The organism is Corynebacterium sp. 335C (assembly GCF_053525695.1).
In genome coordinates this window covers 642340-667813 of sequence record NZ_JASTTB010000001.1, presented here as the reverse complement: position 1 = coordinate 667813, position 25474 = coordinate 642340, and the positions used below count along the sequence as shown (strand labels likewise).

Below are 25474 nucleotides of genomic sequence, written 5' to 3'. Positions count from 1 at the left end.
GTTCTCCTCGTGAACGTTCGTCGTACCCAAGTTATCCAGCTATCGAACGCATGGCCGGCCCCCGTCTTCACCCCTGCCGGGGAGCGGGTCGGCGACCGTATCCTGCGAGGACATCACGCAGGTGGTTACGAAGTTCCGCTCCGGTGAGTGGTATTCAGCCGCCGACGATGCCCCGCCACGTCGCCTCGACCTCGTCGGCGATCTCCATCGGGTCGTCGTGCTCCCAGTAGCGCAGGATCAGCCAACCGGCGTCCGCGAGCTTCCCGTCCGTCGCCCGGTCCCGTTCGACGTTCCGGTTGAGCTTCGCCAGCCACCAGTCGGCGTTGTTCTTCGGCAGGGTGCCGTGGATGGGGCAGCGGTGCCAGAAGCAGCCGTCGATGAACACTGCGATGCGGGCCCGCGTGAACGCAAGATCCGGGTGCCCGGGAACGCCCCTGTAATCCACCCGGAATCGCAGGCCCCGGCGGTGGAGTTCGCGGCGGACCAGGAGCTCCGGCTTCGTGTTGCGGCGGCGGACCTTCGACATGTTCCGCGAGACCGTCGCGTTGAGGGGCTTCGGCGACCGGTGGAGCGAGGCCGCCACGCCGGCGGCGTCGTCCCCCGTCTCGGACTGCTCCTCCTCGGCCATGTCCGCAGGGTACCGCGCCCGGAAAGCGCGGAGGCGCCGCGCACGGCCCATCCCGTGCACGGCGCCCGCGGCCCGAACCGGCGGAAAGCGCCGCGGCCGGCCCGCCCCGGCTACTCCGTCCCCTCCAGCATCGGCGCCTCGTCCGCCCCGCCGATCATGTCCTTCACGGCGGTGCCGGACATGCCCAGCCGGCGCATCTCCGTGATGAGCCCCACGGCGATGTCGGCCGCCCGCCGGTAGCCCAGCCCGTCCGGCGGGTGGACGTTGGAGATGCAGTTGCGCATCCCGTCGCCGATGCCGGGGTGCGGGCGGTGGGTGATGTACAGGCCCAGGCTGTGCGGCACCGACAGTCCGGGGCGTTCGCCGATGACCATGATGACCGTCTCCCAGCCGCGGGCCTCCGCGACGTGGTCGGCCAGCGCCACCCGCGCCTGCTGCGCCAGCACCGGCGCCCCGACCGACCAGCTCCCGTCGCCGGCCTCCGCCAGCGCTCGGGACAGGGCGCGCCACAGCCCGGGGCCGTGCTCGGCCAGCGCAGCGGGCGACAGGCCGTCGGCGACGACCACCCCGACGTCCGCCGGGTCCCGGCCCAGCGCCGCCAGGTCGCCCGGATCGGGCAGCCGGCCCAGGTACGGGCGGGTCAGGTACTCGCGCCGATCCGCGGCGCGCGACCGCACGATCGGCGCGTCGTCAAGCCCCTCCAACGACCGCGGCGACTCGGCGTGCACCGCGTCCCGCGCGAGCGCGTGCGCCGCGGCGAGCTCCAGCCGCGCCGCGGTCGGCTGCGCACCGCCCGCGCGGCCCAGCTCCACCCGGGCGGGCGTGGCGGCGCGCAGCGCCGGCGGGACCGGCAGATGAACCACGGTGCCGCTCATGCGGACCTCACCTCCCCGGCGCCGAGGGCACGCGCCCCCGGGGCGGCGAGCTCCAGCGTCGCCGCCGGATCCAGGCGCCCGCCGCGGGTGATGCCGGCGGCCTCCAGCCACTCCTCGAACTCCGGGGCGGGGCGCAGGCCCGTCGTCGACCGCAGCATCGCGACGTCGTGGTGAGCCGGCGACTGGTAGCCCAGCATCACGTCGTCCGAGCCCGGCACGGTGATGACGAAGCCCGTGCCCGCCGACGCCAGCAGATGCAGCAGCACGTCCATGTCGTCGGAGGCGGCCTCCGCGTGGTTGGTGTAGCAGACGTCGACGCCCATCTGGATGCCCAGCAGCTTCCCGCAGAAGTTGTCCTCCAGCCCCGCCCGGATGATCTGCCGGCCGTCGTGGAGGTACTCCGGGCCGATGAACCCCACGACCGTGTTGACCAGGAACGGGTCGTACGCGCGGGCCAGCCCGTAGGCGCGGGCCTCCAGCGTCTGCTGGTCCAGCACCCGCCCGTCGGCGGTGCGGTGCGCGTCGGCCGACAGGCTGGAGCCCTGGCCCGTCTCGAAGTACATGACCTGGTCGCCGACGGTGCCGCGGCGCAGCTCGCGGGCGCCGGCGAGCGCGTCGTCGGGCATCGCGAGCTCCACGCCGAAGCCGCGCAGCGTCCCCTCCGTGCCGCCGATGGACTGGAACGGCAGGTCGACGGGCGCGCCGTCCTCGATGAGCTTCAGCGTCGTCGTGATGTGCGACAGCACGCACGACTGGGTGGGGATGCCGTGGGCCAGCCGCACCTCGTCGACCAGCTCCAGCAGGCGGCGCGTCGCCGCGGGGGAGTCGGAGGCGGGGTTGATGCCGATGACGGCGTCGCCCGCGCCGAGCAGCAGCCCGTCGAGGATGGACGCGGCGACGCCCAGCGGGTCGTCCGTCGGGTGGTTGGGCTGCAGGCGCGTGGCCAGGCGGCCGCGCCCGCCCACGGTGGTGCGGAATCGCGTGACGACGTCCACCGCCGACGCCACGTGCACCAGCTCCTCGTTGCCCATCAGCTTGGAGACGGCCGCCGCCATCTCCGGCATCACGCCCGGGGCGACGGCGGCGAGGACGTCCGCGGCGTCCGGGGAGTAGGCGGCGTCGAGCAGCCACTCGCGGAAACCCCCGACGGTGAGGTGGGAGACGGCGGCGAAGGCGGCGTCGTCGTGGGTCTCCGCGATGACGCGGGAGACGCAGTCCGCGTCGGGGTCGATGACGGGGCGGTCGCGGAACTCGGTCAGGGGCACGTCGGCCAGCGCCATCTGGGCGGCGACGCGTTCGGCGGCGGATTCGGCGGCGCAGCCGGCCAGCTCGTCGCCGGAGCGCTGCGGGCTCGCCTTCGCCAGCAGCTCCGCCAGGTCGGTGAAGCGGTAGGTGCGCGTGCCGACGGTCGCGGCGTACGTCATGCCGTCGCCTCCCTCTCCAGTGCCCGCAGGCGGATGCGGCGGACGGCGGCGTAGGCGGCGGTCGCGGCGACGAGGACGCCGACGAGGACCGCGCCGAGCACCGGGTCGTTGAGGAACGTCGCGGCGGCCGCGCCGAGCGCCAGCACCAGCGTCGCCGCGGAGGTCGCGCGCCCGCCCGGGGCGCGGTAGGGCCGGTCGATGTCCGGGCGGCGGGTCGCCGGCACCAGGTGCGCGACGCAGATGAGGACGTAGCTGACGACGGCGCCGAACACAGCCGCGGACATCAGCACGTCGCCGTCGACGAACAGGGTGAGGGCGAAGCCGATGATGCCCGGCACGATGAGCGCCGCCGCCGGCACGCCGCGGTGGTTCACGCCGGTGAGAAAGCCCGGCAGCAGGCCCGCGTTGGCCACCGACCACGTCATGCGGGAGTAGCCGTAGATGATGGAGAAGAAGCTGGCGACGAGGCCCGCCAGCGCCGCCCAGTTCACCGCGGCGACGACGGCGCCGTTCGCGCCGACCGCGCGCAGGCCGTCGACCAGCGGGTTGTCGGACTCCGCGAAGACGGCGACGCCGCCGGCGGCCGGGCCGAACACCATCATCGCGACGGCGGCGACGAGCAGGAACGCCATCGCGCCGAGGATGGCGCGCGGCATCGTGCGGTGCGGGGCGTGCGCCTCCTCCGCGGCCATGTGCACGCCCTCGACGGCGAGGAAGAACCAGATGGCGAACGGCACCGCGGCCCGCACGTTCACCGCGGTGACGCCCTGCGGCACGCCCGCGGCGGTCTCCGCCACCGAGCCGAGGTCCACGTGCGGGGCCATGGCGATGCAGTAGACGCCCAGCGCGACGACGGCGACGGCGGTGATCGCCATCATCACCTTCATCGCCTCGCCGGCGCCCGCCAGGTGGATCGCGATGACCACGGCGTAGCACGCGAGGTACAGCGGCCAGCCCGCGGAGACGCCCGGGATGCCCAGGGACTCCGCGTACCCGCCGATGAACGTCGCGATCGCCGCCGGGGCGAGGACGTACTCCAGGAGGATCGCGGCGGCCGTCGCGAAGCCCGCCACGGGGCCCATCGCCGTGGCGGCGAACAGGTAGCCGCCGCCGGCGCTGGGCAGGGCCGAGGACAGCTCCGCGAGGACCAGGCACAGCCCCAGGTACAGGGCCGCGACGATGAACAGGGCGACGAACAGGCCGCCGAAGCCGCCGGCCGCCAGGCCGAACTGCCGGCCCGCGAAGTCGCCGGAGATGACGAAGGAGACGCCGAGCGCCGCCAGCGTGAACCAGCCGAGGCTGCGGTTCAGGCCGGGGTTGCCGTCAGAGTGGGCGTCGGGTCCGGCGGCCGTGCCGGCGGCGGCCGGGGTCGTGGTGGCGGTGGTCGCGGTGGCGGGGCGCGGCCGGGCGCGCCCGAGGGAGAGAATCGTCATGGCGGCGAAGCTACGGAGCCCGTGTCATCGCCCTGTTAACTCTTCGTTCACCTTCCGTGGCGGGCCGGCGCGGTGGCGGGCCGTTCGTGTCGTCCGTGTTTCCCGTCCGTCCGGGTCCGATTCCTTTCCGGATGCCGCCCGGGCGGGCGCGGAGCCTCAGCCGCGCACGTTCGCCCCGATGGTCGCCGGGACGGTGACGGGCTTCGGGCCGAACAGCCGCCGCTGGTTGTCGTCCTGCTCGAACCGCGCCGGGCGCCGCCGGATGCCGGTCACCGACGGCGTGCCCGGTGCCGTGGGGTTGGCCGCCGTCGCCGCCGGCCCCGTGCCGCCCGCGCCGCGCGTGACGACGGCCGACGTCCCGCCCGTTCGTCCGGCGCCCGACGTGCCGGACATGGCACCCGAGCCGGGTCCGCCCATCGGGCTGGCCAGGGGGGTGGCGCCGGTCAACCGGGGAGCGGCAGCAGGGGTGCGTCCGACGGGCGCGCCCATGCCGGTGGAGGCGCCCCGGCCGACGATGCCGGTCACGCCCGAGCGGGCCGTGGCCGCGTGGCCCCCGGTTCCCGTGGTGTGCGCCGTGCCGGATGCGGGCGTGCGCGTGGTTCCCGGCTGGGCGGCGGGGGAGAGCGCGCCCGTGCCGCCGCGGGAGCCCGAGCCCGAGCCGGTGGACGGGGTGCCCGTGTCGGAGCTGGCCCCCGCGATGGACGGCATCGACGTGCCGGAGGACGCCGGAGCCGACGCCCCGGACGGCTGCCCCGCGCCGGCGGTCTGGCCGGACGGGGAGGGGATGCCGCCCTGCCCGCCGACCGTCGAGGGTGCGGCGGACTGGCGGGCGGAGGCCGCCTCCAGCGGACCGGACATGCCGGCCGGGGTGGCCTCGGCGATGGTGGAGGCCGCGTGCGGGACGGCGTCGGCCGCGCCGGGCGCCGCCGTCAGCGCGGTGGTGGCGGACTCCAGGGCGGAGCCGCCCGCGATGCGCGCGTCGGGGGCGATGCGGGGCGGGGGAGTCGTCGTCACGCCCGACATCGCGGGCGCGGGGAGGCCGCCGTGATTCGGGACCGTCAGGCTGCTGATGGCCGGCGTCGCCGTGGTCAGCTGCGGCAGGTACGTGCCGGTGAGGAAGGCGGCGGTCTCGGCGCGCTGCACGGCCTCGCGGGCTGCGGGCTTGGTGATGCCCGAGGTCGACGCGATGATGCCGGACAGCTGGTTGACCGCCATCGCCTTGATGGCCGGCATCTGTGCGAGATGCCCGGAGATGATGGTCGACGACTCCGCGACCTTCGTGGCCCGCGCGCCGAGGTTGCCGAGCATCGCCGCAGCCGCCGTCACCGACGGGCCCGAGTTCTCGGAGGTGAGCCGCCCCGCCAGGGTGGCAAGCGTCGCCGCCAGGTCCGTCATCGACGCCGCGTAGCCGGTCCAGTACTGGGCGGCCGCCCCGACGGCGCCGTCGTTGCTGGCCTGGAACTGCTGGAGCAGCGCCTCCGGGTCCGCGGAGAGCTCCACGGTGAGCGCCGGGGGAGTGAAGAGGACGTTGCCCGGCTGGAACATCGGCCGCGCCTGGAACTGATGCGCCGCGACCGTCAGCGCCCGGGCCCCGCCGTCGAGCGCCGTGGCCAGCGCCGCGGACGACAGGCCCTCGTGGCTTTCGACGGCGTTGATGAACGACGCGAGGTTCGTGGCGGCCCAGGCCATCTCCCGTTGGATGGCGCTTGCTACGAGCACAGCGGAACCTGACGCGGTGGACATCGCCGACGAGTGCTCGGTCGCGAGCTTCTGCAGACTCGGTACCGGGGAGTAGTTGGCGAGAGGCGGTGGCGTCAGGTTAAAGGGGGTTTGTGCGTAGCCCATTGATAGCTGCGCATGGATGTTTCCAAGAGAGCTGAGGCTGACACGGATCATTTCCAGTGACTCCAAATCTCGAGAAGTTGTTCAGACGAGGATTCGCAGGCTGCTTCTAGAAACTGATCCGGGTTGAGATTCGTGTACATGGCAAGAATGCCGATGGAGCCGGACGGCAAGTCGAGCGTGGCTCGGCAGACCCCGGTGCCCTCCATGCCTTCGGATGGGAGTTTGACCGTGTACCAGGTCACGTCATCGTTTCGGTGGTCGGTGACTTCAAAGCCGAGAGCGGCGTATTCCTTGCGTCCCCGATGATCCCCCGACAATGCGGTGGCGGTGCCGTCGAGCTTGGACAGCCCGCATGTCGGGCGTTGCGGGTTGTGGCCTGGCGGCAGGTCGCCTGGACGCTGCTCGTAGCCCGCCGCGCTCGCCGCCGCCCGCCACGCCCCCTCGCACGGATTCTCCGGCGTAAAGCCCGGCACCGCGGCGTAGTCGTAGAGCCCGTCCGGCCCCAGCGCCGCCTCCCCGGGCCGTGCCGGACCCTCCGGCGGGATGACGCCCGCGGGGCCGAGCGGGGCGTCGTCACGCATACCATCCGCCTCCGCCGCACCCGCGCACCCCGCGCACGCCCCCGCCAGCGCCGCGCACCACGCGGCGACCGTCACCCTGAACCGACCGGCTGCCATCGCATCCCCCTCACGCTGCGGTGATCCCCATCCCCGGCGCGCGTGACGCCGGCAGCGGATCCCTCCCCGGAAATCATGTCCGCGCGCGGGGCCCGCCTGCGCCGGCCCCGCGACGCCACGGTTCTAACACGGCCCCGCGCGCCCCGCCCGGCGACGATCCACGCCCGCCCCCGCGGTCAGCCCCGAACCCCACCCGCGGGCCCGCGGTCGCCGCCGAATCGCTTTTGCGCAGGTAGACGCGTAGCCTGGACGGACAATGAGCAATACCGATAGCGTCACCGGCGACGCGTACGAGCCGGACAACGTGCAAGCATCGGAATCTCAGGACAGCTCGCAGGACGGCACCCCCATCACCGTGGGAGAGGTGCTGGAAGGCAGGGACGCGGGCATTTCCGGAGACGACGACAACCCCGAGACCACCACCGCGAGCGACACCGCCGGCGACAACGGCGACGCCCCCGCCGACGCGCAGGACGATGCGCGTGACGACGAGGCGACCGGCGGCGGTGCCGCCGCCCACGACGGCGGCACCGCCGACGAGGACCAGGACGAGGACGACCAGGACGACGAGGCCGGCACCGGCTTCGACGGCCTGGAGCTGCCCGACGACGTCGTCGACGCCGTCGCCAAGGTCGGCTTCGAGTCGCCCTCGCCCATCCAGGCCGCGACCATCCCGACGCTGATGTCGGGCCGCGACGTCGTCGGCCTCGCCCAGACCGGCACCGGCAAGACCGCCGCGTTCGCCCTGCCGATCCTGGCGCGCATCGCCCCCGGCGTCCGCCGCCCGCAGGCCCTCGTGCTCGCCCCCACCCGCGAGCTGGCCCTGCAGGTCGCCGACAGCTTCCAGCAGTTCGCCGACCACCTCGGCGGCATCCACGTCCTGCCGATCTACGGCGGCCAGTCCTACGGCGTCCAGCTGTCGGGCCTCCGCCGCGGCGCGCAGGTCATCGTCGGCACCCCCGGCCGCGTCATCGACCACCTGGAGAAGGGCTCCCTCGACATCTCCGAGCTCCGCTTCCTCGTCCTCGACGAGGCCGACGAGATGCTGCAGATGGGCTTCCAGGAGGACGTCGAGCGCATCCTCGCCGACACCCCCGACGACAAGCAGGTCGCCCTCTTCTCCGCCACCATGCCCGCCGCCATCCGACGGCTGAGCAAGCAGTACCTGACGGACCCGGAGGAGATCACCGTCAAGTCCGAGACCCGCACCGCCGACAACATCCGGCAGCGGTTCCTCATGACGGCCCACCGCAACAAGCTCGACGCCCTCACCCGCATCCTCGAGGTCGAGGAGTTCGAGGCGATGATCGTGTTCGTCCGCACCAAGCAGAACACGGAGGAGCTCGCCGAGAAGCTCCGCGCCCGCGGCTTCACCGCCGCCGCCATCAACGGCGACAACCCGCAGTCCCAGCGCGAGCGCACCATCGACCAGCTGAAGGACGGCCGCCTCGACATCCTCGTGGCCACCGACGTCGCCGCCCGCGGCCTCGACGTCGACCGCATCAGCCACGTCGTCAACTTCGACATCCCGCACGACACCGAGAGCTACGTCCACCGCATCGGCCGCACCGGCCGCGCCGGACGCTCCGGCGAGGCGCTCCTCTTCGTCACCCCGCGCGAGGGCCGCCTCCTGCGGTCCATCGAGAAGGCGACGAAGTCGAAGCTCCACGAGATGCACCTGCCGTCCGTCGACGAGGTCAACGACTCCCGCCGCGAGAAGTTCGCCGACTCGATCACCGAGGCCCTCGCCGACTCGCAGGTCCCGCTGTTCCGCGAGCTCATCGAGCGCTACGCGGAGGAGCACGACACCCCCGTCGCCGACATCGCCGCCGCCCTGGCGACGATGGGCCAGGCCGGCGACTTCTACATGAAGGAGGCGCCGAAGCAGGAGCGCCGCCGCGACCGCGACCGCGACCGCTTCGACCGGGACCGCGGCGACCGCCGCGGCGACCGCGGGGATCGCGGCGACCGGGGCGGCGACCGCGGCAAGAAGGCCGAGCCCGTGCAGTTCGAGCGCAAGGGCACCGAGATCTACAAGATCAACGTCGGCCACCGGAACCGCGTCCGCCCGGGTGCCATCGTCGGCGCCATCGCCAACGAGGGCGGCCTGAACTCCAAGGACTTCGGCCACATCGACATCCGCGAGTTCTTCACCCTGGTGGAGCTGCCCGCCAACCTGCCGAAGCAGGTGCTGGACAACCTCGCCGACACCCGGATCGCCGGCCGGAACATCAACATCCAGGTCGACGAGGGCGCGCCGGAGGGCGACGATCACGGGCGCGGTGGCCATGGCCATGGCGGTCGCGGCGGGCACCGGGGCGACCGGGGCGATCGCGCCTTCGACCGCGACCGCGACCGCGGGGACCGGGGCCACGGCGGCCGCGGCTTCGACCGCGACCGCGGCAACGGCCGACGCTTCGACCGCGACCGGGACGACCGCGGAGACCGCGGCCACCGGGGCGGCGACCGCGGCGGCTTCCGCGACCGCGACGACCGGGGTGGCCGCGGCGGCCACCGCGGCGGCCGGAACTTCGGCGACCGCGACCGCGGCGGCCGGCGCGACCGAGGCTTCGGCGGACGCGACGGCGGCGACCGCCGTGGCGGCCGAGGCTTCAAGGGCGGCTTCAAGAACCGCGGCCGAGACTGACGGCCTGCGCCTGACGGCCGGCGGTTGACCGCCGGCGCACCACGATGAACGCCCCGCCCGGGCAGCACCCGGGCGGGGCGTTCGGCATGGGAGCCGGGGAGGGGCCGTCGTCATGTGCACGAGGAGACGGCGACGGCGTGCAGCACCCGGTCTTCGCGGGAGAGTTCGCCGACCCGGACGTAGTTGGCCTCCGGCCCGGCCCGACCCGGACCCAGTTAGCCGAACCTGGACGTACGTGGAAGTACGTCCAGGTTCGGCTACGTACGTCCAGGTTGCCGCAGGCCAAGGGCTATGTACGTCCGGGTTCCCGCGGGCGAAGGGCCATGTACGTCCGGGGCGCATCAGGTCAGGGACCATCTGACGGCCGTGCCGATACGGGACGCCGGTAGGCCGCGCACATAGTAACGGGCGGTCGAAGCCCCAACGCGTGGCGCCGATGCCGGCACGCATGCCTGCAATCACTCGCCGCCGGAATTCGTCCGCTGGTCGCCTCCGTTCCGGTGACCCCGGCGATTACCCAGGAAACCGAGGACGACCGGCGTCGCACCCGTGAAACCGAAGGCCGCTACACCGATCGCCGACTCCGGGAAATCCAGGAACAGCAGGCACAGGCCCATGAGGGCCAGGCACACGAAGACCACCGTGGCGGCGACGGCGAACCCGGCCTGTTCGAGCCGGACCGCGGCGTCGAATGAATTGCGGGTGATGCCGCGATTGAGGGCGGCATCGGCGTGGGCGTCATCGAGAATGCGCCGGGCGGAACCGGGTACGAAGCGTTCGTACTCCTCGAGGATCCCCGGTGGCGGCAGTGGCCCGTGATACTGCAGCTCGTAGGAGCGGAGGACGTCTAGGCCGGGAAGCGGGGGTTGAGCCGCGCCCGGATCGACGTGCCGACCGTCTGGAAGGACCGGGCCGTTCGCGTGCGGTTGCGCCGGTGGGCTTCCTCCGTGATCGCGTGCAGGCGCGGGGACGTAGCCATCGTGAACCGGCCGGCCCCTCGCATCGTCGCGCGCATCATCGTCATGGGTCATACCGTACCTTCCTGCAGGTGCAATGGAGCGGCGGGTGGTGAAGCCCCGGATGGCCGGCTGTTGAGGGGCCGTTCGTGCCCCCGGAAAACAAGGGAATCGCAAGAAAAGGCAGGTAGGCCCAGGTCCGCGCGGTGCTAGCATCCGGCGTTCCACCACATCCCGGGAGGTGAGCGCGATGCCCGCGGCCACGAGGACCGAGGACCGCCTGGCGCGGCTGGCGGCCATGGACCCCGCCGCCGTGCACGTCGAACTCGGCGCGCCCGCAGGGGGCCTGGACGACGAGGGCGTCGAGCGGATGCGCCACCGCCACGGCCGCAACGCCGTCGGCAGGCGCAGGGAGGACACGGTCGCGCACCGGCTGCGCCGCGCCTTCCTCAACCCCTTCAACGGCATCGTCGCCGCCGTCGCGCTGGTCAGCCTGGTCGCCGACGTCGCCCAGACCAGCAACCCGGGAGGGGAGGGGACTACCGCCGCCGTCATCCTCACGATGATCCTCGTCGGCGGCACCATCCGGCTGACGCAGGAGCTGCGGGCCAAGGACGCGTCCGACCAGTTCAACAGGCTCATCGACGACGACGTCGACGTCCGCCGCGACGGCCGCTGGAAACAGGTGCCCGCCCGCGATCTCGTCGTCGGCGACGTCGTCCGCCTCGCCGCCGGCGACCGGGTGCCCGCCGACATCGTGCTCACCGACGTCCACGACCTCTACGTCTCCCAGGCGTCGCTGACGGGGGAGAGCGCCATCGCGGAGAAGACCGCCGCGGGGTCCCCGGCGCCTGCGGACCTGGCCGCTGCCGCGCCCGACGACGCCCGCGCCGCGATCGACGGCACCGCGCCCGACGGTGCCGTCGCCGTCCCCGCCACCGCCGTCCCCGCCACTGCCGTCGACCTCCCCGCCGTCGCCCTCATGTCCACCGCCGTCATCGGCGGCCGCGGCGAGGGCGTCGTCGCGGCGGTCGGCGACGCGACTGTCTACGGCCGCGCGGCGTCGCCGGGGTCCCGGCCGGCGACGGCGTTCCACCGCGGGGCGACGTCGATCGCGTGGGTGATGCTGCGGTTCATGGCGGTGCTGGTGCCGGTGGTGTTCATCCTGCTGGGTGTCGCGCACGGCCGGTGGCTGACGTCGCTGGCGTTCTCCCTGTCCATCGCGGTCGGGCTGATGCCGGAGCTGCTGCCCATGGTGGTGACCGCCTGCCTGGCGAAGGGCGGTCTGGCGATGCTGCGCCGCCGCGCGCTGGTGAAGGACATCGACGCGATGCAGGGCTTCGGGGCGATGGACGTGCTGTGCCTGGACAAGGCGGGCACGCTGACGCACGCCAGCATCCTGCTGGAGTACCACATGGACGTGCTGGGCAACGAGGACGCCCGGGTGCTGGATCTGGCCTACCTCAACGCCGCCCACCATTCGGGGGTGCGCAATCCGGTCGACGACGCGGTGCTGGCGGTGGCGTCGCGGCCGGGGCAGCGCGGCCGGTTCGCGGAGCTGGAGCGGGCGCACCGCAAGGTCGACGAGATCCCCTTCGACTACGCCCGGTCGCTGGTCAGCGTGCTGGTGGAGGACGACGGGGGCGGGCGGTCGCTCGTCGTCAAGGGCGACGTGCGGGAGGTCGTCGCGCGGTGCTCGCACGTCGCGCACCGCGGCGGCCGCATCCCGGTGCGCGGCCCGGGGGCGCCGGAGGACGCGGCGGGCAGCGTCGCCGCGGTGGTCGACGAGATGCTGGACGACGGGATGAAGGTCATCGCCGTCGCCGAGCACGACGCGTGCGGCCTGGACCGGCTCACGCTCGCGGACGAGCGGGACCTGACGCTGCTGGGCTACCTCGCCTTCTTCGACGCGCCGAAGGACACCGCCGCCGCGTCCGTCGCGGCGCTGGGGGACTTGGCGGTGGCGCCGAAGGTCCTCACCGGCGACCGTGCCGCCGTCGCCGCGAACATCTGCCGGCGCGTGGGCATCGCCGCGGATGCGGTGGTCACCGGCGCGCGCATCGATGAGCTTGACGACGGGACCCTCCGCGACGTGGTCGAGCGCCGGCACGTCTTCGCCGAGCTGGCCCCGGCGCACAAGGTCCGCATCATCGCGGCGCTGCGCGGCTCGGGGCGCACCGTCGGCTTCCTCGGCGACGGCATCAACGACATCCCGGCGCTGACGGAGGCCGACGTCGGCATCTCGGTCGACACCGCCGTCGACGCCGCGAAGGACGCCGCCGACGTCGTGCTGCTGGAGAAGGACCTCACCGTCCTCGCCGACGGCATCGTCGAGGGCCGCCGCACCTTCGCGAACATGCAGAAGTACGTGTCCATCACCGCGGCGTCGAACTTCGGCAACATCCTGTCCGTCGCGCTGGCGTCGGCGTTCCTGCCGTTCCTGCCGATGGCCGCCATCCAGATCCTGCTGCTCAACCTCGTCTACGACCTGCTGTGCATCGTCCTGCCGTGGGACTCCGTCGACCCGGAGGACGTCGCCCGGCCCCGCGGCTGGTCCGGCGCCCGCCTCACCCGGTTCATGCTGGCGTTCGGGCCGGTCAGCTCCGTGTTCGACATCGCGACGTTCGCGTTCCTGTACCACGTCCTCGCCCCCTCGGTCGCCGGCGGCGCAACGTTCCACGACATCGCCGACCCCGCGCTGCGGGCCGCCTACGTCCAGGCGTTCCAGACCGGCTGGTTCCTGGAGTCGCTGTGGACGCAGGTGCTCATCCTGCTCATGCTCCGCACCCGCAAGCTGCCCTTCATCCGGTCCCGCCCGTCCGCCCCGGTCCTGGCGACGACGCTGCTCGGCCTCGTCGCCCTCACCGCCCTGACGTTCACCAGCGCCGGATCCGTCGTCGGCCTCGTCGTCCTGCCCACCTGGTACCTTGCGTTCCTGCTGCTCGTCGCCGCCGCCTACATGCTGGCCACCACGGCGGTGAAGCAGCGGGTCCTGCGAACCGCCCCCGCCCCGGACCGGGAGGTCACCTTCTGATGGCGCGCAACCTCACCATGATCGCCGCCGACCGGCCCCTGCTCGGCTGGCTGGCCGACGCCCTGGCCGCCCGCGTCCCGCGCTCCGCCGCGGCCGCCGAACTCGGCGGCGGCCTCCGCGACCTCGCCGATGGCCGCGTCGCCTCCGTCCTGCTCGTGCCGGAGGACGGTGCCGCCGCGCCCGCCGAGCCGGACGTCATCGTCGCCGACGGGGTGGAGATCCACCCGCTCAGCCGCCGCGTCATCGTCGACGGCCGCGAGGTGCGGCTCACCCCGAAGGAGTACGGCATCCTCCACCTGCTCGCCGTCAACCGCGGGCAGGTGTTCACCAAGGAGCAGATCTACCGGGCCGTGTGGGAGCAGGACTACCTCATGGACGACAGCAACACCATGGCGTTCATCCGCAAGCTGCGGAAGAAGATCGAGCCCGCCCCCGACGCCCCGCGGCGCATCCTCACCATCTGGGGGATCGGCTACAAGTACGCCGACTGACGGCCCCGCCGCACCCTTGCGGAATCGCAAGGGGAACGCAGGATCCGGGCCATGGGATCGCCGCGCCCCGCTTCCTAATCTGGCGCCGACCACGGGAAACGCCCGTGGCGCCCGACCTCACCGAAGCGAGGTGAACCCCATGACCATGGCCTGGACGTTCGACGACGAGGCCCGCGTTGACGTGCCCGCCGCCGGCCCCGACACCGACGCCCGCGTCGCCGTCGCCGTCGCCGAGCACCCCGCCGACGTGCTCCACCGCCTGCGCGTCGGCCCCGGCGGACTCGACCCCCGCGACGTCGAGCTGCGGCGCGTGAAGTACGGGGACAACGTCGTCACGCACGAGAAGCGCGCGCCCCTGGCGCGCCGCATCCTCTCCGCCTTCATCAACCCCTTCACCGCGATCCTGCTGGTGCTGGCGGTCGTCTCCGCGATGACGGACATCGTCTTCCCGCTGCTCGGCCTCTTCGGCGGCGAACCCGCCGACGCCGACGGCACCGCCGTCGCCATCATCGTCGCGATGGTCGCCATCTCCGGCACCCTGCGGTTCGTGCAGGAGTCCCGCAGCGGCGACGCCGCCGAGCGGCTGTTGTCGCTCATCTCCATGACCTGCAGCGTCGTCCGCGACGACGGCGTCGAGCGCGAAATCCCCATGGACGACCTCGTCGTCGGCGACATCGTCCGCCTCTCCGCCGGAGACATGGTTCCCGCCGACATGCGCATCTTCGAGGCGAAGGACCTCTTCGTCAGCCAGGCGAGCCTGACCGGCGAATCCGAGCCGGTGGAGAAGGTCGCCGACGCCGGCGCCCCCGGCGCCTCGCCGTCCGACGCCCCGAACTTCGCGCTGATGGGCAGCAACGTCATCTCCGGCACCGCCCGCGGCGTCGTCGTCCGCACCGGCGACGACACCATGTTCGGCGCCATGGCCCGCTCCGTCGCGGGCGAGGCCGCCGAGACGAGCTTCCCCCGCGGCGTCAACGCCGTGTCCTGGGTGCTCGTCCGCTTCATGATGGTGATGGTCCCCGTCGTCTTCGTCATCAACGGCATCACCAAGGGCGACTGGCTCGCCGCGTTCCTCTTCGGCATCTCCATCGCCGTCGGCCTGACGCCTGAGATGCTGCCGATGATCGTCACCACCAGCCTCGCCAAGGGCGCCGTGGCGATGAGCCGCAAGAAGACCATCGTCAAGAACCTGAACTCCATCCAGAACTTCGGCGCCATCGACGTCCTGTGCACCGACAAGACCGGCACCCTCACCCGCGACAAGGTCGTGCTCCAGTACCACCTCAACATCGCGGAGGAGGAGGACTCCCGGGTCCTGCGCTACGCCTACCTCAACAGCTACTTCCAGACCGGCTACCGCAACGCCATGGACCAGGCGATCATCGCCCGCACGGAAGAGGAGGAGGCCGCCGACCCGGAGCTCGTCGACCTGTCCGAGCACTACGAGAAAATCGACGAGATCCCCTTCGACTTCTCCCGCCGCCGCCTCAGCGCCGTCGTCCGCAACGTCCACGGCACCACCCGCCTGGTCACCAAGGGCGCCGTCGAGGAGATGCTCGCCATCTGCGACCGCGCCGAATTCGCCGGGCACATCCTGCCGCTGGGCGACGAGGTCCGCCGCCGCATCCTCGACACCGTCGACGGACTCAACGCCAAGGGCTTCCGCGTCCTCGCCATCGCCCAGAAGCCGACCGACGCCCCGCCCGGCGCCTTCGGCGTCGACGACGAGCGCGACATGATCCTCATCGGCTACCTCGCGTTCCTCGACCCGCCGAAGGACTCCGCCGCCGACGCGATCGCGGCGCTGGCCGGCCACGGCGTCGACACGCGCATCCTCACCGGCGACAACGAGCGCGTCACCCGCACCATCTGCCGCCAGGTCGGCATGGACGTCGGCACCATGCTCCTCGGCCCCGACATCGAGGCGATGACGGACGCGGAGCTGGCGGAGGCGGTGCGGGACACCCGGGTGTTCGCGAAGCTGACCCGGAGCAGAAGGTCCGCGTCGTCACCGTCCTGCGCGAATCCGGCCTCGTCGTCGGGTTCATGGGCGACGGCATCAACGACGCCGGCGCGATGCGGGCCGCCGACATCGGCATCTCCGTCGACACCGCCGTCGACGTCGCGAAGGACGCCGCCGACGTCGTGCTGCTGGAGAAGGACCTCATGGTCCTGGAGCAGGGCATCGTCGAGGGCCGCCGCACCTACGCGAACATGATCAAGTACATCAAGATGACCGCGTCGTCGAACTTCGGCAACGTCTTCTCCGTGCTCGCCGCGTCCGCGCTGCTGCCGTTCCTGCCGATGATGAGCCTGCACCTCATCCTGCTGAACCTCATCTGCGACCCGTCCTGCACCGCCATCCCGTGGGACAACGTCGACCGCGAGTTCCTGGTCAAGCCCCGCAAGTGGAACGCCCGCAGCATCGGCAGCTTCATGCTGTGGCTCGGCCCGACGAGCTCCATCTTCGACTTCACGACGTACCTGGTCATGTACTTCGTCATCCGCCCGCAGTTCGTCTCCGACGGCGTGCTGTTCAACGACCTGCCCGCCCACTACTCCGGCGCGGAGCTGGTGGCGGTGCAGGCGATGTACATCGGGCTGTTCCAGGCCGGCTGGTTCGTCGAGTCGATGTGGAGCCAGACCCTGGTCATCCACATGATCCGCACCCCGAAGCTGCCGTTCATCCAGTCGCGCGCCTCCGCGCCGCTGACGCTGCTGACCCTGGCGGGCATCGCGGTGCTGACCGCCATCCCGTTCACCCCGCTGGGCGGGGCGCTGGGCTTCGTGGCCCTGCCCGGGGCGTTCTTCGCCTACCTGATCCCCTGCATCATCCTCTACATGCTCCTGGCGACGAGCCTGAAGAAGGCCTACGTCCGCCGCTACGGCGAGCTGCTCTGACGGGCGGCTGCTGCGGAGCATCCCCCTACCGAAAGGAGAGTCCCGTGTTCGTGGACTGGAACGACCTCTGGCTGGACGTGTTCGGCACCGACCGCCTCTTCGGCGTCGACATGGGCTTCTGGGCCGGCATGGCCGCCGTCGCCCTCATCGTCGCCGTCATGCAGGCGGTGGTGTGGACGCTGCCGCCGCGCCCGTACGACGAGGAGGACTGAGCGACGCCGGCGGTCGCCGGCCGCGCCGGCCCCGCACACGACGAACGCCCCGCCCGGGCAGGTCCCGGGCGGGGCGTTCGGCATGAGGGCGGGCGGGTGCCGTCGTCACGCGCACGCGGAGCGGCGACGAGCGGGCGACCCCGCCGGCCGCGGCTGCTAGATGAAGAACATCAGCACGGCCATGACGACCCAGATGAGGGAGAAGATGCCGGACAGCATGGCCAGCTTGGACTTCATCTTGCCCCAGTCGGCGGTGCGGGCCTTCTCGGCGCGGTCGCGGAACTCGGGGTCGTCGACGTCCTCGTCCTCGTCGCCGACGCCGAGGCCGGCCATCATGAGGCGCTGCTGCGGGATGATGGCGAAGAACAGGATGGCCCAGGCGATGACCGACAGGAGGATGGAGGTGTGGACGATGCCGCTCTTCAGGTACAGCTCCAGGTCGGTGAACATCACGCCGACGCCGAGGGCCGGCACGAGCAGGGAGATCATGCCGTAGGTGCGGGTGATGGCGTGGAGGGTGCGGGCGGAGCCGATGGTGCCGGCCTCGCCGTTCTTCGCGGCCAGCGCGACCTTCGGGAACATGGAGATGGCCACGGTCACGGGGCCGAGCAGCAGCAGGGCCGCGAGGACGTGGGCGATGAGCACGATGTTGATGGTCATGGGGAGGGGCGTCTCCTCGGTGCGGGTCGGTGGGGCTGGTGGGCTGGGCCGGCGGGCCTGCGCGGACCTCGGACCGCGGCCCCGGGTGCGGGGCGGGTCCGGGCGCGTGGCCCGCGGCGATAGTCCGAACCGTCGCCGGGCTGGGCGACCTATTCAGAAAATCAACGTCCGCCCGCAACTCTAACGAACGGCCCGGATTTCGCACGACTCGGCCATCGCCGCCCAGTCGCCGCCGGTGACGGGCAGTCCCCAGGCGGCGGCGACGCGGGCGTAGCGGGCGGCGTAGGCGCAGGCCCGCCGCCCGCCGTCGGGCAGCCATTCGCCGGGCGTGAGGTCCGACTTCTCCTGGTTCGCCGCCGGTTCGACGGCCAGCAGGTTCGCCGGGTCGGACGCGAACCGACGCCTGCGCCGCGGCTCCCAGGCGTGCGCGCCGTGGTCCCACGCCGCGGCCAGCGGGTAGACGTGGTCGACCTCCACCGCGCCGGGCCGCAGCTCCCGGCCGGTGTAGGGGCAGCGCGCGGTCCCCGGAGCCGGCAGGCAGGGCCCGTCGCCCGCGCCGAAGAGCGTGACGACGGCGACCTCCCGGGCGTCGCACGCGCCCACCGGGCCCCAGCCGCCGAACAGCTCGCGGGAGTAGCCGACGACGGTGGGGCGCTCGGCGACGACGGCGACGGTGGGCAGCGCCTGCGCGGCCAGGCGGGCGTCGGCGGGATCGGGGCCGGCGCCGCAGGAGGGGAGCGTCGCAAAGCAGAGGATGCAGGAGGCGACGGCGAGCGCGCGGCGCACGCGGCGGCGCGCGACGCGGACGGCGGGCGCGGGGCGCGCGAGGGGCGGCCGGGAGCGGGGGCGGGGGAGCGGAAAAGGGCGCGAAAAACGGGGCGGCGGTCCACGCCCTCAATGGACGCGGCCCGCCGCCCCGCGGTTCCCCGGGGGAGGGGAGGGGGGAGGTTCCCGGCTAGACCTTCGCGGCCTCGCGGGCCTCCTCGAACTCGTCGAGGACCTCCTGCGACGGCTTCTTCGTCGCCAGGGAGACGACCACCATGACGACGGTCGCGGCGGCGAAGCCCGGGACGATCTCGTACAGGGTGTCGGTCAGCGGGGAGGAGCCCCACGCGAAGGACACCACCGTGCCGGTGATCATGCCCGCGAGCGCACCCGGGGCGTTGAGGCGGCGCCAGTACAGCGACGCGAGCATCACCGGGCCGAACGCGGAGCCGAAGCCCGCCCACGCGAAGCCGACCAGATCCAGGATGGAGTTGTTCGGGTTCGACGCCAGGAACGCGGCGAACACGGCGATGGCGAGCACCGCCAGGCGGGACAGCAGCAGGGACTGCTTCGCCTTCAGGTGGCGGTTGAAGATGCCGTGGTACAGGTCCTCCACCAGCGCCGTCGAGGAGACGAGCAGCTGGGAGGAGATGGTGGACATGATGGCGGCCAGCACCGCGGTGAGGATGAGGCCGGCGACCAGCGGGTGGAACAGGACGCGGGTCATGTCCAGGAAGATGGACTCGTAGGAGTCGATGTCCGAGATGGACGCGTTCGGCGACAGCGCGAAGAACACGGTCGCGGCGAGCGCCACGAACAGGGCGCCGATCTGGCACAGCAGCTGCCAGACGGTGCCGATGAGGCGGCCCTGCTTGGCCTCCGACGGCTTCCGCAGCGCCATGAAGCGGACCACGATGTGCGGCTGGCCGAAGTAGCCGAGGCCCCAGCCGGCCAGGCCGATGATGGTGATCAGCGGGATGCCGGTGAACATGTTGAAGAAGCCCTCGACCGGCTGGCCCTCGGAGCCCGGGTAGGCGTGCTCGGTCGGCCAGGAGAAGATGACGGCCGGATCCTGGCCCAGGTCCTTGATGGCGAAGAGCGCGAAGATCGGGACCAGCAGCAGCGCGATGAACATGATGACGCCCTGCACCGCGTCCGTGTTGGAGACGGCGACGAAGCCGCCGAACAGGGTGTACAGGATGGTCACGGTCGCGACGATGAGCATGCCGGTGAGGTAGTCGCCGCCGAAGGTGGACTCCCAGTACAGGCCGCCGGCGACCATGCCGGAGGACACGTAGAAGGTGAAGAACACCAGGATGACCAGGCCGGCGGTGACGCGCAGCGCCTTCGAGGTGTCGCGGACGCGGTTCTCGAAGAACGTCGGCACGGTCATGGAGTTGCGGGACACGCGCGAGTAGGCGCGCAGGCGCGGCGCGGTCAGCGTCCAGTTGAGGAACGCGCCGACCAGCAGGCCGATCGCGATCCAGGTCTGGTTGAGGCCCGACAGGTAGATGGCGCCGGGCAGGCCCATGAGGAGCCAGCCCGACATGTCGGAGGCGCCGGCCGACAGCGCGGCGACGAAGGGGTTCAGGCCGCGGCCGCCGAGCACGTAGTCGTCGTACTCGGAGGTCTTGCGGTAGCCCGACCACCCGATGAAGAGCATCACGGCCATGTAGATCGCGATGGCGATCAGGAACCAGGTGTGGTCCGCCATATCCGTCCTTTCTCTGGTCGGCGCGGCGGGCCCCGGGCCCGAAAAAGGCACCGGACGCCGCGCGGGGTCGTGCGCGCGACCCCCGGTGGAAGGGCGGATGGTCGCACGTGGGTGCTTATGGCGAAAGTTTCATGTGACCGGGGTCTCTGGCAAATCCCCGGCCCTGCTTGGAGCCGTTTCGCGGTACCCCATGGGGGTGTGCTGACCTGCGGTTATGTGTGCGGCCTGAAAAAAGTCCGCGGTTGATCGATTAAGACCGTCGAATCGGGGGTGCGCGGCGGTGGACGGATGGTGCGTGACGACGGGCCGCCCGCCGGGCGGATGTCGGGTCGTGCGGCATCATGGGGGCCATGGCGAATCACCTGCTGCACGGTCTCTGGCTCCCGGGAGGGGGCCTGCACGTGTGGCTGGAGCGCGTCGAGGGCCACCGCGTGCTGGGCACCGCCGAGCCGGCGCTGGCGGAGCTGCCGGAGGCCGCGGCGCTGCGCCTGGGCGGCCGCGTGCCGCGGGGCCGGCCGGCGGTGACGCTGCAGACGCCGAAGGGCCGGCGCGTCCGCCAGCCCATCCCCGCCTGGGGCTTCGACCCGTTCACCGCCGCGGAGGTGCTGGCGGAGCTGGAGCCGCACGCGGATCACGCGGCGGTGGCGCCGGACCTGCGGTTCCTCGTCGACGTCGCCGCCGGCATCCGCGACCTGGTCCGCGCCGGCCGGGTCCTGGTCACCGTCGCCTGGGACGACGGGGAGTGGTACCCGCGGTGGAAGCTGGCCGACGGTCTGGACGAGGCGGCGTGGCGGTCGGCGACGGCCGCGGCGGCGCCGCCGGTGCTGACGGTCAACGGCGGACCCGGCTTCGTCGACGACATGTGCGAGGAGATGGCGCACGCCGTCGCCTCCCGCATCCTGCACTCCGACGGCGGGCCGACGCGGGTGCGCCACGGGTTCGTCTCCGCGCTGCTGGACTCCTCGCCGCTGCATTCGGCGCCGGCGGAGCTGGCGGCGAAGCTCGCGCGGTGGCGCGACAGCCTCGGCGGCCGCAGCGTCGAGCTGGTGCTGGAGGTGGAGGACCCGGAGGGCGTCCACGAGGACCCGCGCGGCATGGCGGGCCTGGTGCCGGGGTTCGCGGAGGCGGAGTCCGCGCGGGAGGAGGCGGAGCCCGCCCCCGATCTCTCCGACCTGCGCTGGCTGGTGCGCCTGCACTACCGCACGGGCGTCGCGGCGCCGGTGCGGGTGACGCCGGACATGCTGCGCTCCGGCGTCCGCGCCCAGCTGCAGCCCCTGCTGGCGGCGGCGCTCGACGCGGCGCCGACGCTGCGGACGGCGGAGGCGGAGCCCGGCGGCTGCGACCTGCGGCTGGGCCTGGACGACTTCATGACGTTCGTCTCCCGCGACGTCCCCGCGCTGGAGCAGGCGGGCGTGACGGTGCTGCTGCCGGCGGAGTGGAACCCGCGGGCGACGGCGTCGGTGTCGGTCGCCCGCGGCACCGTCGACCGCGCCCCCGACGGCGCGGGCGCGGGCGCCCACGACCTGGCGGCGTTCGACTGGCGGATGTCGCTGGACGGCGAGGAGCTCTCCGAGGCGGAGATGGATCTGCTGCTGCGCTCGGCGTCGCCGCTGGTGCGGATGCGCGGCCGGTGGGTGCGCACGCGCGACACCTCGCTCGCCCGCGTCGTCGGGCAGCTGCGGCGGCTGGCGGAGTTCCGGGAGGAACTCGCCCGCCGCGCGGAGGCCGGGCAGGACGCCGGCGACGACGGGGCGGGGTCGAAGGCCGCGCTGCTGCGGGAGCTGGAGGAGGTCCGCCGCGCCCTGGAGCGCGAGCGCCTGGACGCCGAAGTGCTGGTCGACGCCGGCGGCGACGACGCCCTGCGCCGCCTCATGGACGGCGGCGTGCCGCCCCGGCCGGAGCCGGTCGCGCAGCCGGAGTCGGTGGCGGCGACGCTGCGCGGCTACCAGCTGGAGGGCCTGGCGTGGCTGCGGTGGATGTCCGCCTCCGGCTTCGGCTGCATCCTGGCCGACGACATGGGCCTGGGCAAGACGCTGCAGGTCCTGTCGCTCATCGCCCTCGAGCGCGGGCTGCGGGAGGCCGCCGGGGAGGTCACCGTCGTAAAGCACGACGCGGAGGACGCGGGGGAGCGGGAGGCGCGTGACGACGGCGACCCGCGCGGCACCGCGGGCGAACCCCGCGGCGACGGCGGCCCCGGCGCGGCGGCCGACCCGGTGGCGCACGGGCGGCCGCGCAACCGGCCGCGCGTGGCGGCGACCCTCGTCGTCGCGCCGCTGTCCGGCGCCCGCAACTGGGTCGCCGAGGCCCGCCGGCACACGCCGGACCTGCGCGTGGTCCTGCACCACGGGCCCGACCGGGCGGCGGGGGAGAAGCTGCGGGAGCTGGCGGCGTCGGCGGACGTCGTCGTCACCACCTACGGCGTCCTCGGCCGCGACATCGCCGACCTGGCGTCGGTGGAGTGGGACCGGGTGGCGCTGGACGAGGCGCAGAACATCAAGAACCCCCGCGCCCGCGTCTCCCGCGCCGCCCGCGCCCTGCCGTCGCGCCACCGCCTGGCCATGACCGGCACGCCGGTCGAGAACGACCTGCTGGAGCTGCACTCCATCATGTCGTTCTGCAATCCGGGGCTGCTGGGGACGGAGAAGTCGTTCCGCACCGCCTTCGCCCTGCCCATCCAGCGCGATCGCTCCGAGCGGGCGATGGAGGGCCTGCACCGGCTCATCGACCCGTTCATCCTGCGCCGCGCGAAGACCGACCCGGGCCTGCTGCCGGAGCTGCCGGACAAGACCGAGCACGTCGTGCGCGTCGGCCTCACCCGCGAGCAGGCGGCGCTGTACCGCGCGCGGCTCGACGCGTTCCTGGAGGACCTGGACAACGCCCAGGGCATCCAGCGCCGGGCGCTCATCCTGGCGGCGCTGACGGACTTCAAGCAGATCTGCAACCACCCGGCGCACTACCTCAAGGACGGCTCCGCCATCCTCGACGGCGGCATGCACCGCTCCACCAAGGTCGCGGAGCTGGAGCGGCTCATCGGCGACGCGATGGCGGCCGGCGAGCGCACCCTCGTGTTCACCCAGTACCGGCGCTTCGGCGAGATGCTGCTGCCGTACCTGCGCCGCCGCTTCGGCACCGACATCCCGTACCTGCACGGCGGGGTGCCCGCGAAGCGCCGGCAGCAGATGATCGACGAGTTCAACGGCCCCGACGGCCCGCCGGTGTTCCTGCTGTCGCTGCAGGCCGGCGGCACCGCCATCACCCTGACCGCCGCGAACCACGTCATCCACGTCGACCGCTGGTGGAACCCGGCGGTGGAGAACCAGGCCACCGACCGCGCCTTCCGCATCGGCCAGGAGCGCGACGTGACGGTGCACAAGCTGACGACCATCGGCACGCTGGAGGAGCGCATCGCCGCCATCATCGACGAGAAGACGGACCTGGCCGACGCGGTGCTCGGCGGCCGCTCCGGCGGCGCCATCACGGAGCTGGACGACGAGGCCATCGCCAGCATCGTCGACCTGCGCGCCGTGGTGGAGGAGCGCAGCGCCGAGCGGGAGGCCGCCGCCGCGGAGCGCATCCGCGCCCGCGAGGCGCAGGAGCTGATGTCTCGCGAGCTGTTCGACCGCATCCGCGCCGACATGCGGGCCGAGGACGCGCGCCGGGCGCGGGCGGAGGTCGACGCCGGGTCGGCGGTCGACGACGCCGCGCGGCCGGACTCGGTCGGCGATGATGACACGGAGGAGGTGGACGGCCGGTGAGCGACGACAACGTCATCTGGGCGGACTTCGCCGCGCGCCGGCGCCGCCGCGACGAGGCCGCCGGTTCCGCCGACGCCTCCGATGCGGGCGAAGGCACGGGCGCAGGCGCTGACCCGGGGGCCGGCGCCGCCGGGCGCGACGCGGACGCCGACGGCCCCGATCACGGTTCGCGTGACGACGCCTCCCGCTCCGGCGGCCCCGCCGACCGCGGACGCGGCGGCGCTTCCGGCTCGCGGGGGCGGCGCCCCGCGCCGGGCACCGTGCCCCCGCCGACGCACCCCACCTCCCGGCCCCTGACCGGCGCGGAGGCGTGGGGCGGCATCCGCCGTCCCGCCCCCGGGCCGGGCCGGCCCGGCGGGCAGGCGGGACTGCCCGGGAGGCCGGGCCTGCCGGGGATCCCGGGGCTGCCCGGCGGCGTCGCCGCGCCGGGCGGCCGCGGCGCCTCCGCCGGAGCCGGGTCCGCCGCCGCGGCGCGGGGCAGGGCGATCGCGGGATCGTCGTCGCGCACCGGCGGGCGCACCCGCGACCCGCGCGACGACCGCGCCCGCGGGTGGGCATCGCGCCGGCTGCTGAAGGAGCTGCTCGACGGCGTCACCGACGGCCGCGCCGCCCGCGGCGCCGACTACCACCGCGACGGCCACGTCGTCGACGTCCAGCTCGGCGCCGGCACCGTCGTCGCGCAGGTCGCCGGCTCCCAGCTGGAGCCGTTCACCGTCGTGCTGCAGTTGCCCGCCCGGCGCGGCGGCCGCCGCGACGCCCTGCTGGACGCGCTGCTCGGCGCCCCCGAGGGCATGGGCCCGGCGCTCGCCGGGCGCGACGCCCCGGACTTCGCCGACGAGCTGCTCATCGACCCCGACGAGCGCATCCACGCCAGCTGCGACTGCCCCGACGCGACGGCGCCGTGCAAGCACATCGTCGCCGTCGCCCTGGAGCTCGCCGCCCGCATCGACGCGAGCCCGGAGGACCTGCTGGCCCTGCGCGGCATCACGCAGGAGGAGCTGCAGGACCGGCTGGCCCGGCGCGGCGCCGACGCCGCCATCCGCGCCTCCCGGCCCGTCCAGCCGGTGCCCGCCGACGGCGACGTGCCGGCGCTGGACTTCTGGGGCGCCTCCCGGGCGCGGCCGCCGCGTCCGGAGATCAGCGCGGAGCCCGCCCTGCGGGACACGGAGACGGGCCTGCTGCACGACGCCCTCGACGTCGTCAGCCACGGCCCCGCCGACGAGCTGCGCGGCTACTCCCAGCTGGAGGAGCTCTACGAGCGGCTGATGGGGCAATGGTCGGCGGACGGGCCGCCCGACGACGACGGCGACGGCGACGGGGACGGCGGATGACCGCCGACCGCCTCCGGCCCGCCGGACCCCGGCACGACGCCGGCCACCGGCCCGCCGGCCTCCGCCGCGGCACGGGCCACCCGCACGACGACCACCTGCACGACCACCGACGCGCCGCGGGCGCGG

General features: G+C 73.3%; 17 protein-coding genes and 1 pseudogene. 8 read left to right on the top strand and 10 right to left on the bottom strand.

The window, feature by feature from the left end; translation table 11 throughout:
* Positions 1 to 154: 154 nt before the first annotated feature.
* From QQS41_RS02825 to QQS41_RS02800, 6 genes are all read right to left on the bottom strand, one after another.
* The gene (locus QQS41_RS02825; protein ID WP_448851172.1) at positions 155 to 628 is read right to left on the bottom strand and encodes a very short patch repair endonuclease; all 474 of its coding nucleotides are present in this window, start codon (positions 626 to 628) and stop codon (positions 155 to 157) included.
* Between the two features lie 110 nt (positions 629 to 738).
* Positions 739 to 1503 (bottom strand): ethanolamine ammonia-lyase subunit EutC, encoded by a 765-nt coding sequence (gene eutC, locus QQS41_RS02820; protein WP_448851171.1) that lies wholly within the window; start codon positions 1501 to 1503, stop codon positions 739 to 741.
* Entirely contained in the window at positions 1500 to 2927 is a 1428-nt protein-coding gene (gene eutB, locus QQS41_RS02815) for an ethanolamine ammonia-lyase subunit EutB (protein ID WP_448851170.1), read from the bottom strand. Before eutB ends, eutC begins: the two co-directional genes overlap by 4 nt.
* Complete coding sequence (locus tag QQS41_RS02810) at positions 2924 to 4360, bottom strand: amino acid permease (protein WP_448851169.1); 1437 nt, start codon at positions 4358 to 4360, stop codon at positions 2924 to 2926. Before QQS41_RS02810 ends, eutB begins: the two co-directional genes overlap by 4 nt.
* A gap of 156 nt (positions 4361 to 4516) precedes the next feature.
* A complete protein-coding gene (locus QQS41_RS02805; RefSeq protein WP_448851168.1) occupies positions 4517 to 6256 on the bottom strand; it encodes a hypothetical protein in 1740 nt (579 codons plus the stop codon).
* Positions 6253 to 6786 (bottom strand): hypothetical protein, encoded by a 534-nt coding sequence (locus tag QQS41_RS02800; protein WP_448851167.1) that lies wholly within the window; start codon positions 6784 to 6786, stop codon positions 6253 to 6255. Before QQS41_RS02800 ends, QQS41_RS02805 begins: the two co-directional genes overlap by 4 nt.
* Positions 6787 to 7138: 352 nt before the next feature.
* Here QQS41_RS02800 and QQS41_RS02795 point away from each other — a divergent pair, with 352 nt between their 5' ends.
* Positions 7139 to 9529, top strand: coding sequence for a DEAD/DEAH box helicase (locus QQS41_RS02795; RefSeq protein WP_448851166.1), 2391 nt, complete (start codon positions 7139 to 7141; stop codon positions 9527 to 9529).
* 458 nt (positions 9530 to 9987) lie between these two features.
* On the opposite strand, the gene QQS41_RS02790 is transcribed toward QQS41_RS02795, so the two are convergent.
* On the bottom strand, positions 9988 to 10560 hold the full coding sequence (locus QQS41_RS02790; RefSeq protein WP_448851165.1) for a DUF2335 domain-containing protein: 573 nt from the start codon (positions 10558 to 10560) through the stop codon (positions 9988 to 9990).
* Between the two features lie 175 nt (positions 10561 to 10735).
* Here QQS41_RS02790 and mgtA (QQS41_RS02785) point away from each other — a divergent pair, with 175 nt between their 5' ends.
* From mgtA (QQS41_RS02785) to QQS41_RS02765, 5 genes and pseudogenes are all read left to right on the top strand, one after another.
* On the top strand, positions 10736 to 13519 hold the full coding sequence (gene mgtA, locus QQS41_RS02785) for a magnesium-translocating P-type ATPase (RefSeq protein WP_448851164.1): 2784 nt from the start codon (positions 10736 to 10738) through the stop codon (positions 13517 to 13519).
* Entirely contained in the window at positions 13519 to 14010 is a 492-nt protein-coding gene (locus QQS41_RS02780) for a winged helix-turn-helix domain-containing protein (protein ID WP_448851163.1), read from the top strand. The genes mgtA (QQS41_RS02785) and QQS41_RS02780 overlap by 1 nt, the downstream gene beginning before the upstream one ends.
* A gap of 139 nt (positions 14011 to 14149) precedes the next feature.
* A pseudogene (gene mgtA, locus QQS41_RS02775) lies at positions 14150 to 15946 on the top strand (magnesium-translocating P-type ATPase); the annotation flags it as partial.
* Positions 15880 to 16911, top strand: coding sequence for an HAD-IC family P-type ATPase (locus QQS41_RS02770; RefSeq protein WP_448851950.1), 1032 nt, complete (start codon positions 15880 to 15882; stop codon positions 16909 to 16911). The pseudogene mgtA (QQS41_RS02775) and the gene QQS41_RS02770, both read left to right, overlap by 67 nt.
* Before the next feature lie 44 nt (positions 16912 to 16955).
* Positions 16956 to 17123, top strand: coding sequence for a hypothetical protein (locus QQS41_RS02765; protein WP_448851162.1), 168 nt, complete (start codon positions 16956 to 16958; stop codon positions 17121 to 17123).
* A gap of 156 nt (positions 17124 to 17279) precedes the next feature.
* On the opposite strand, the gene QQS41_RS02760 is transcribed toward QQS41_RS02765, so the two are convergent.
* The 3 genes from QQS41_RS02760 to putP form a co-directional block, all read right to left on the bottom strand.
* Complete coding sequence (locus QQS41_RS02760) at positions 17280 to 17783, bottom strand: DUF2269 domain-containing protein (protein ID WP_448851161.1); 504 nt, start codon at positions 17781 to 17783, stop codon at positions 17280 to 17282.
* 180 nt (positions 17784 to 17963) lie between these two features.
* On the bottom strand, positions 17964 to 18569 hold the full coding sequence (locus tag QQS41_RS02755) for an HNH endonuclease family protein (RefSeq protein ID WP_448851160.1): 606 nt from the start codon (positions 18567 to 18569) through the stop codon (positions 17964 to 17966).
* Between the two features lie 169 nt (positions 18570 to 18738).
* The gene (gene putP / locus QQS41_RS02750; RefSeq protein WP_448851159.1) at positions 18739 to 20262 is read right to left on the bottom strand and encodes a sodium/proline symporter PutP; all 1524 of its coding nucleotides are present in this window, start codon (positions 20260 to 20262) and stop codon (positions 18739 to 18741) included.
* 350 nt (positions 20263 to 20612) lie between these two features.
* On the opposite strand from putP, the gene QQS41_RS02745 reads away from it, so the two are divergent.
* Positions 20613 to 24017 (top strand): DEAD/DEAH box helicase, encoded by a 3405-nt coding sequence (locus QQS41_RS02745; RefSeq protein ID WP_448851158.1) that lies wholly within the window; start codon positions 20613 to 20615, stop codon positions 24015 to 24017.
* Positions 24014 to 25348, top strand: coding sequence for an SWIM zinc finger family protein (locus QQS41_RS02740; RefSeq protein WP_448851157.1), 1335 nt, complete (start codon positions 24014 to 24016; stop codon positions 25346 to 25348). Before QQS41_RS02745 ends, QQS41_RS02740 begins: the two co-directional genes overlap by 4 nt.
* The last annotated feature ends 126 nt before the right edge of the window (positions 25349 to 25474 follow it).

Bases quoted from the DNA above. Each gene is read 5' to 3' on its own strand.
- QQS41_RS02825 (WP_448851172.1), bottom strand. From the start codon at position 628: ATGGCCGAGGAGGAGCAGTCCGAGACGGGGGACGACGCCGCCGGCGTG.
- eutC (WP_448851171.1), bottom strand. From the start codon at position 1,503: ATGAGCGGCACCGTGGTTCATCTGCCGGTCCCGCCGGCGCTGCGCGCC.
- eutB (WP_448851170.1), bottom strand. From the start codon at position 2,927: ATGACGTACGCCGCGACCGTCGGCACGCGCACCTACCGCTTCACCGAC.
- QQS41_RS02810 (WP_448851169.1), bottom strand. From the start codon at position 4,360: ATGACGATTCTCTCCCTCGGGCGCGCCCGGCCGCGCCCCGCCACCGCG.
- QQS41_RS02805 (WP_448851168.1), bottom strand. From the start codon at position 6,256: ATGATCCGTGTCAGCCTCAGCTCTCTTGGAAACATCCATGCGCAGCTA.
- QQS41_RS02800 (WP_448851167.1), bottom strand. From the start codon at position 6,786: ATGCGTGACGACGCCCCGCTCGGCCCCGCGGGCGTCATCCCGCCGGAG.
- QQS41_RS02795 (WP_448851166.1), top strand. From the start codon at position 7,139: ATGAGCAATACCGATAGCGTCACCGGCGACGCGTACGAGCCGGACAAC.
- QQS41_RS02790 (WP_448851165.1), bottom strand. From the start codon at position 10,560: ATGACCCATGACGATGATGCGCGCGACGATGCGAGGGGCCGGCCGGTT.
- mgtA (WP_448851164.1), top strand. From the start codon at position 10,736: ATGCCCGCGGCCACGAGGACCGAGGACCGCCTGGCGCGGCTGGCGGCC.
- QQS41_RS02780 (WP_448851163.1), top strand. From the start codon at position 13,519: ATGGCGCGCAACCTCACCATGATCGCCGCCGACCGGCCCCTGCTCGGC.
- QQS41_RS02760 (WP_448851161.1), bottom strand. From the start codon at position 17,783: ATGACCATCAACATCGTGCTCATCGCCCACGTCCTCGCGGCCCTGCTG.
- putP (WP_448851159.1), bottom strand. From the start codon at position 20,262: ATGGCGGACCACACCTGGTTCCTGATCGCCATCGCGATCTACATGGCC.
- QQS41_RS02745 (WP_448851158.1), top strand. From the start codon at position 20,613: ATGGCGAATCACCTGCTGCACGGTCTCTGGCTCCCGGGAGGGGGCCTG.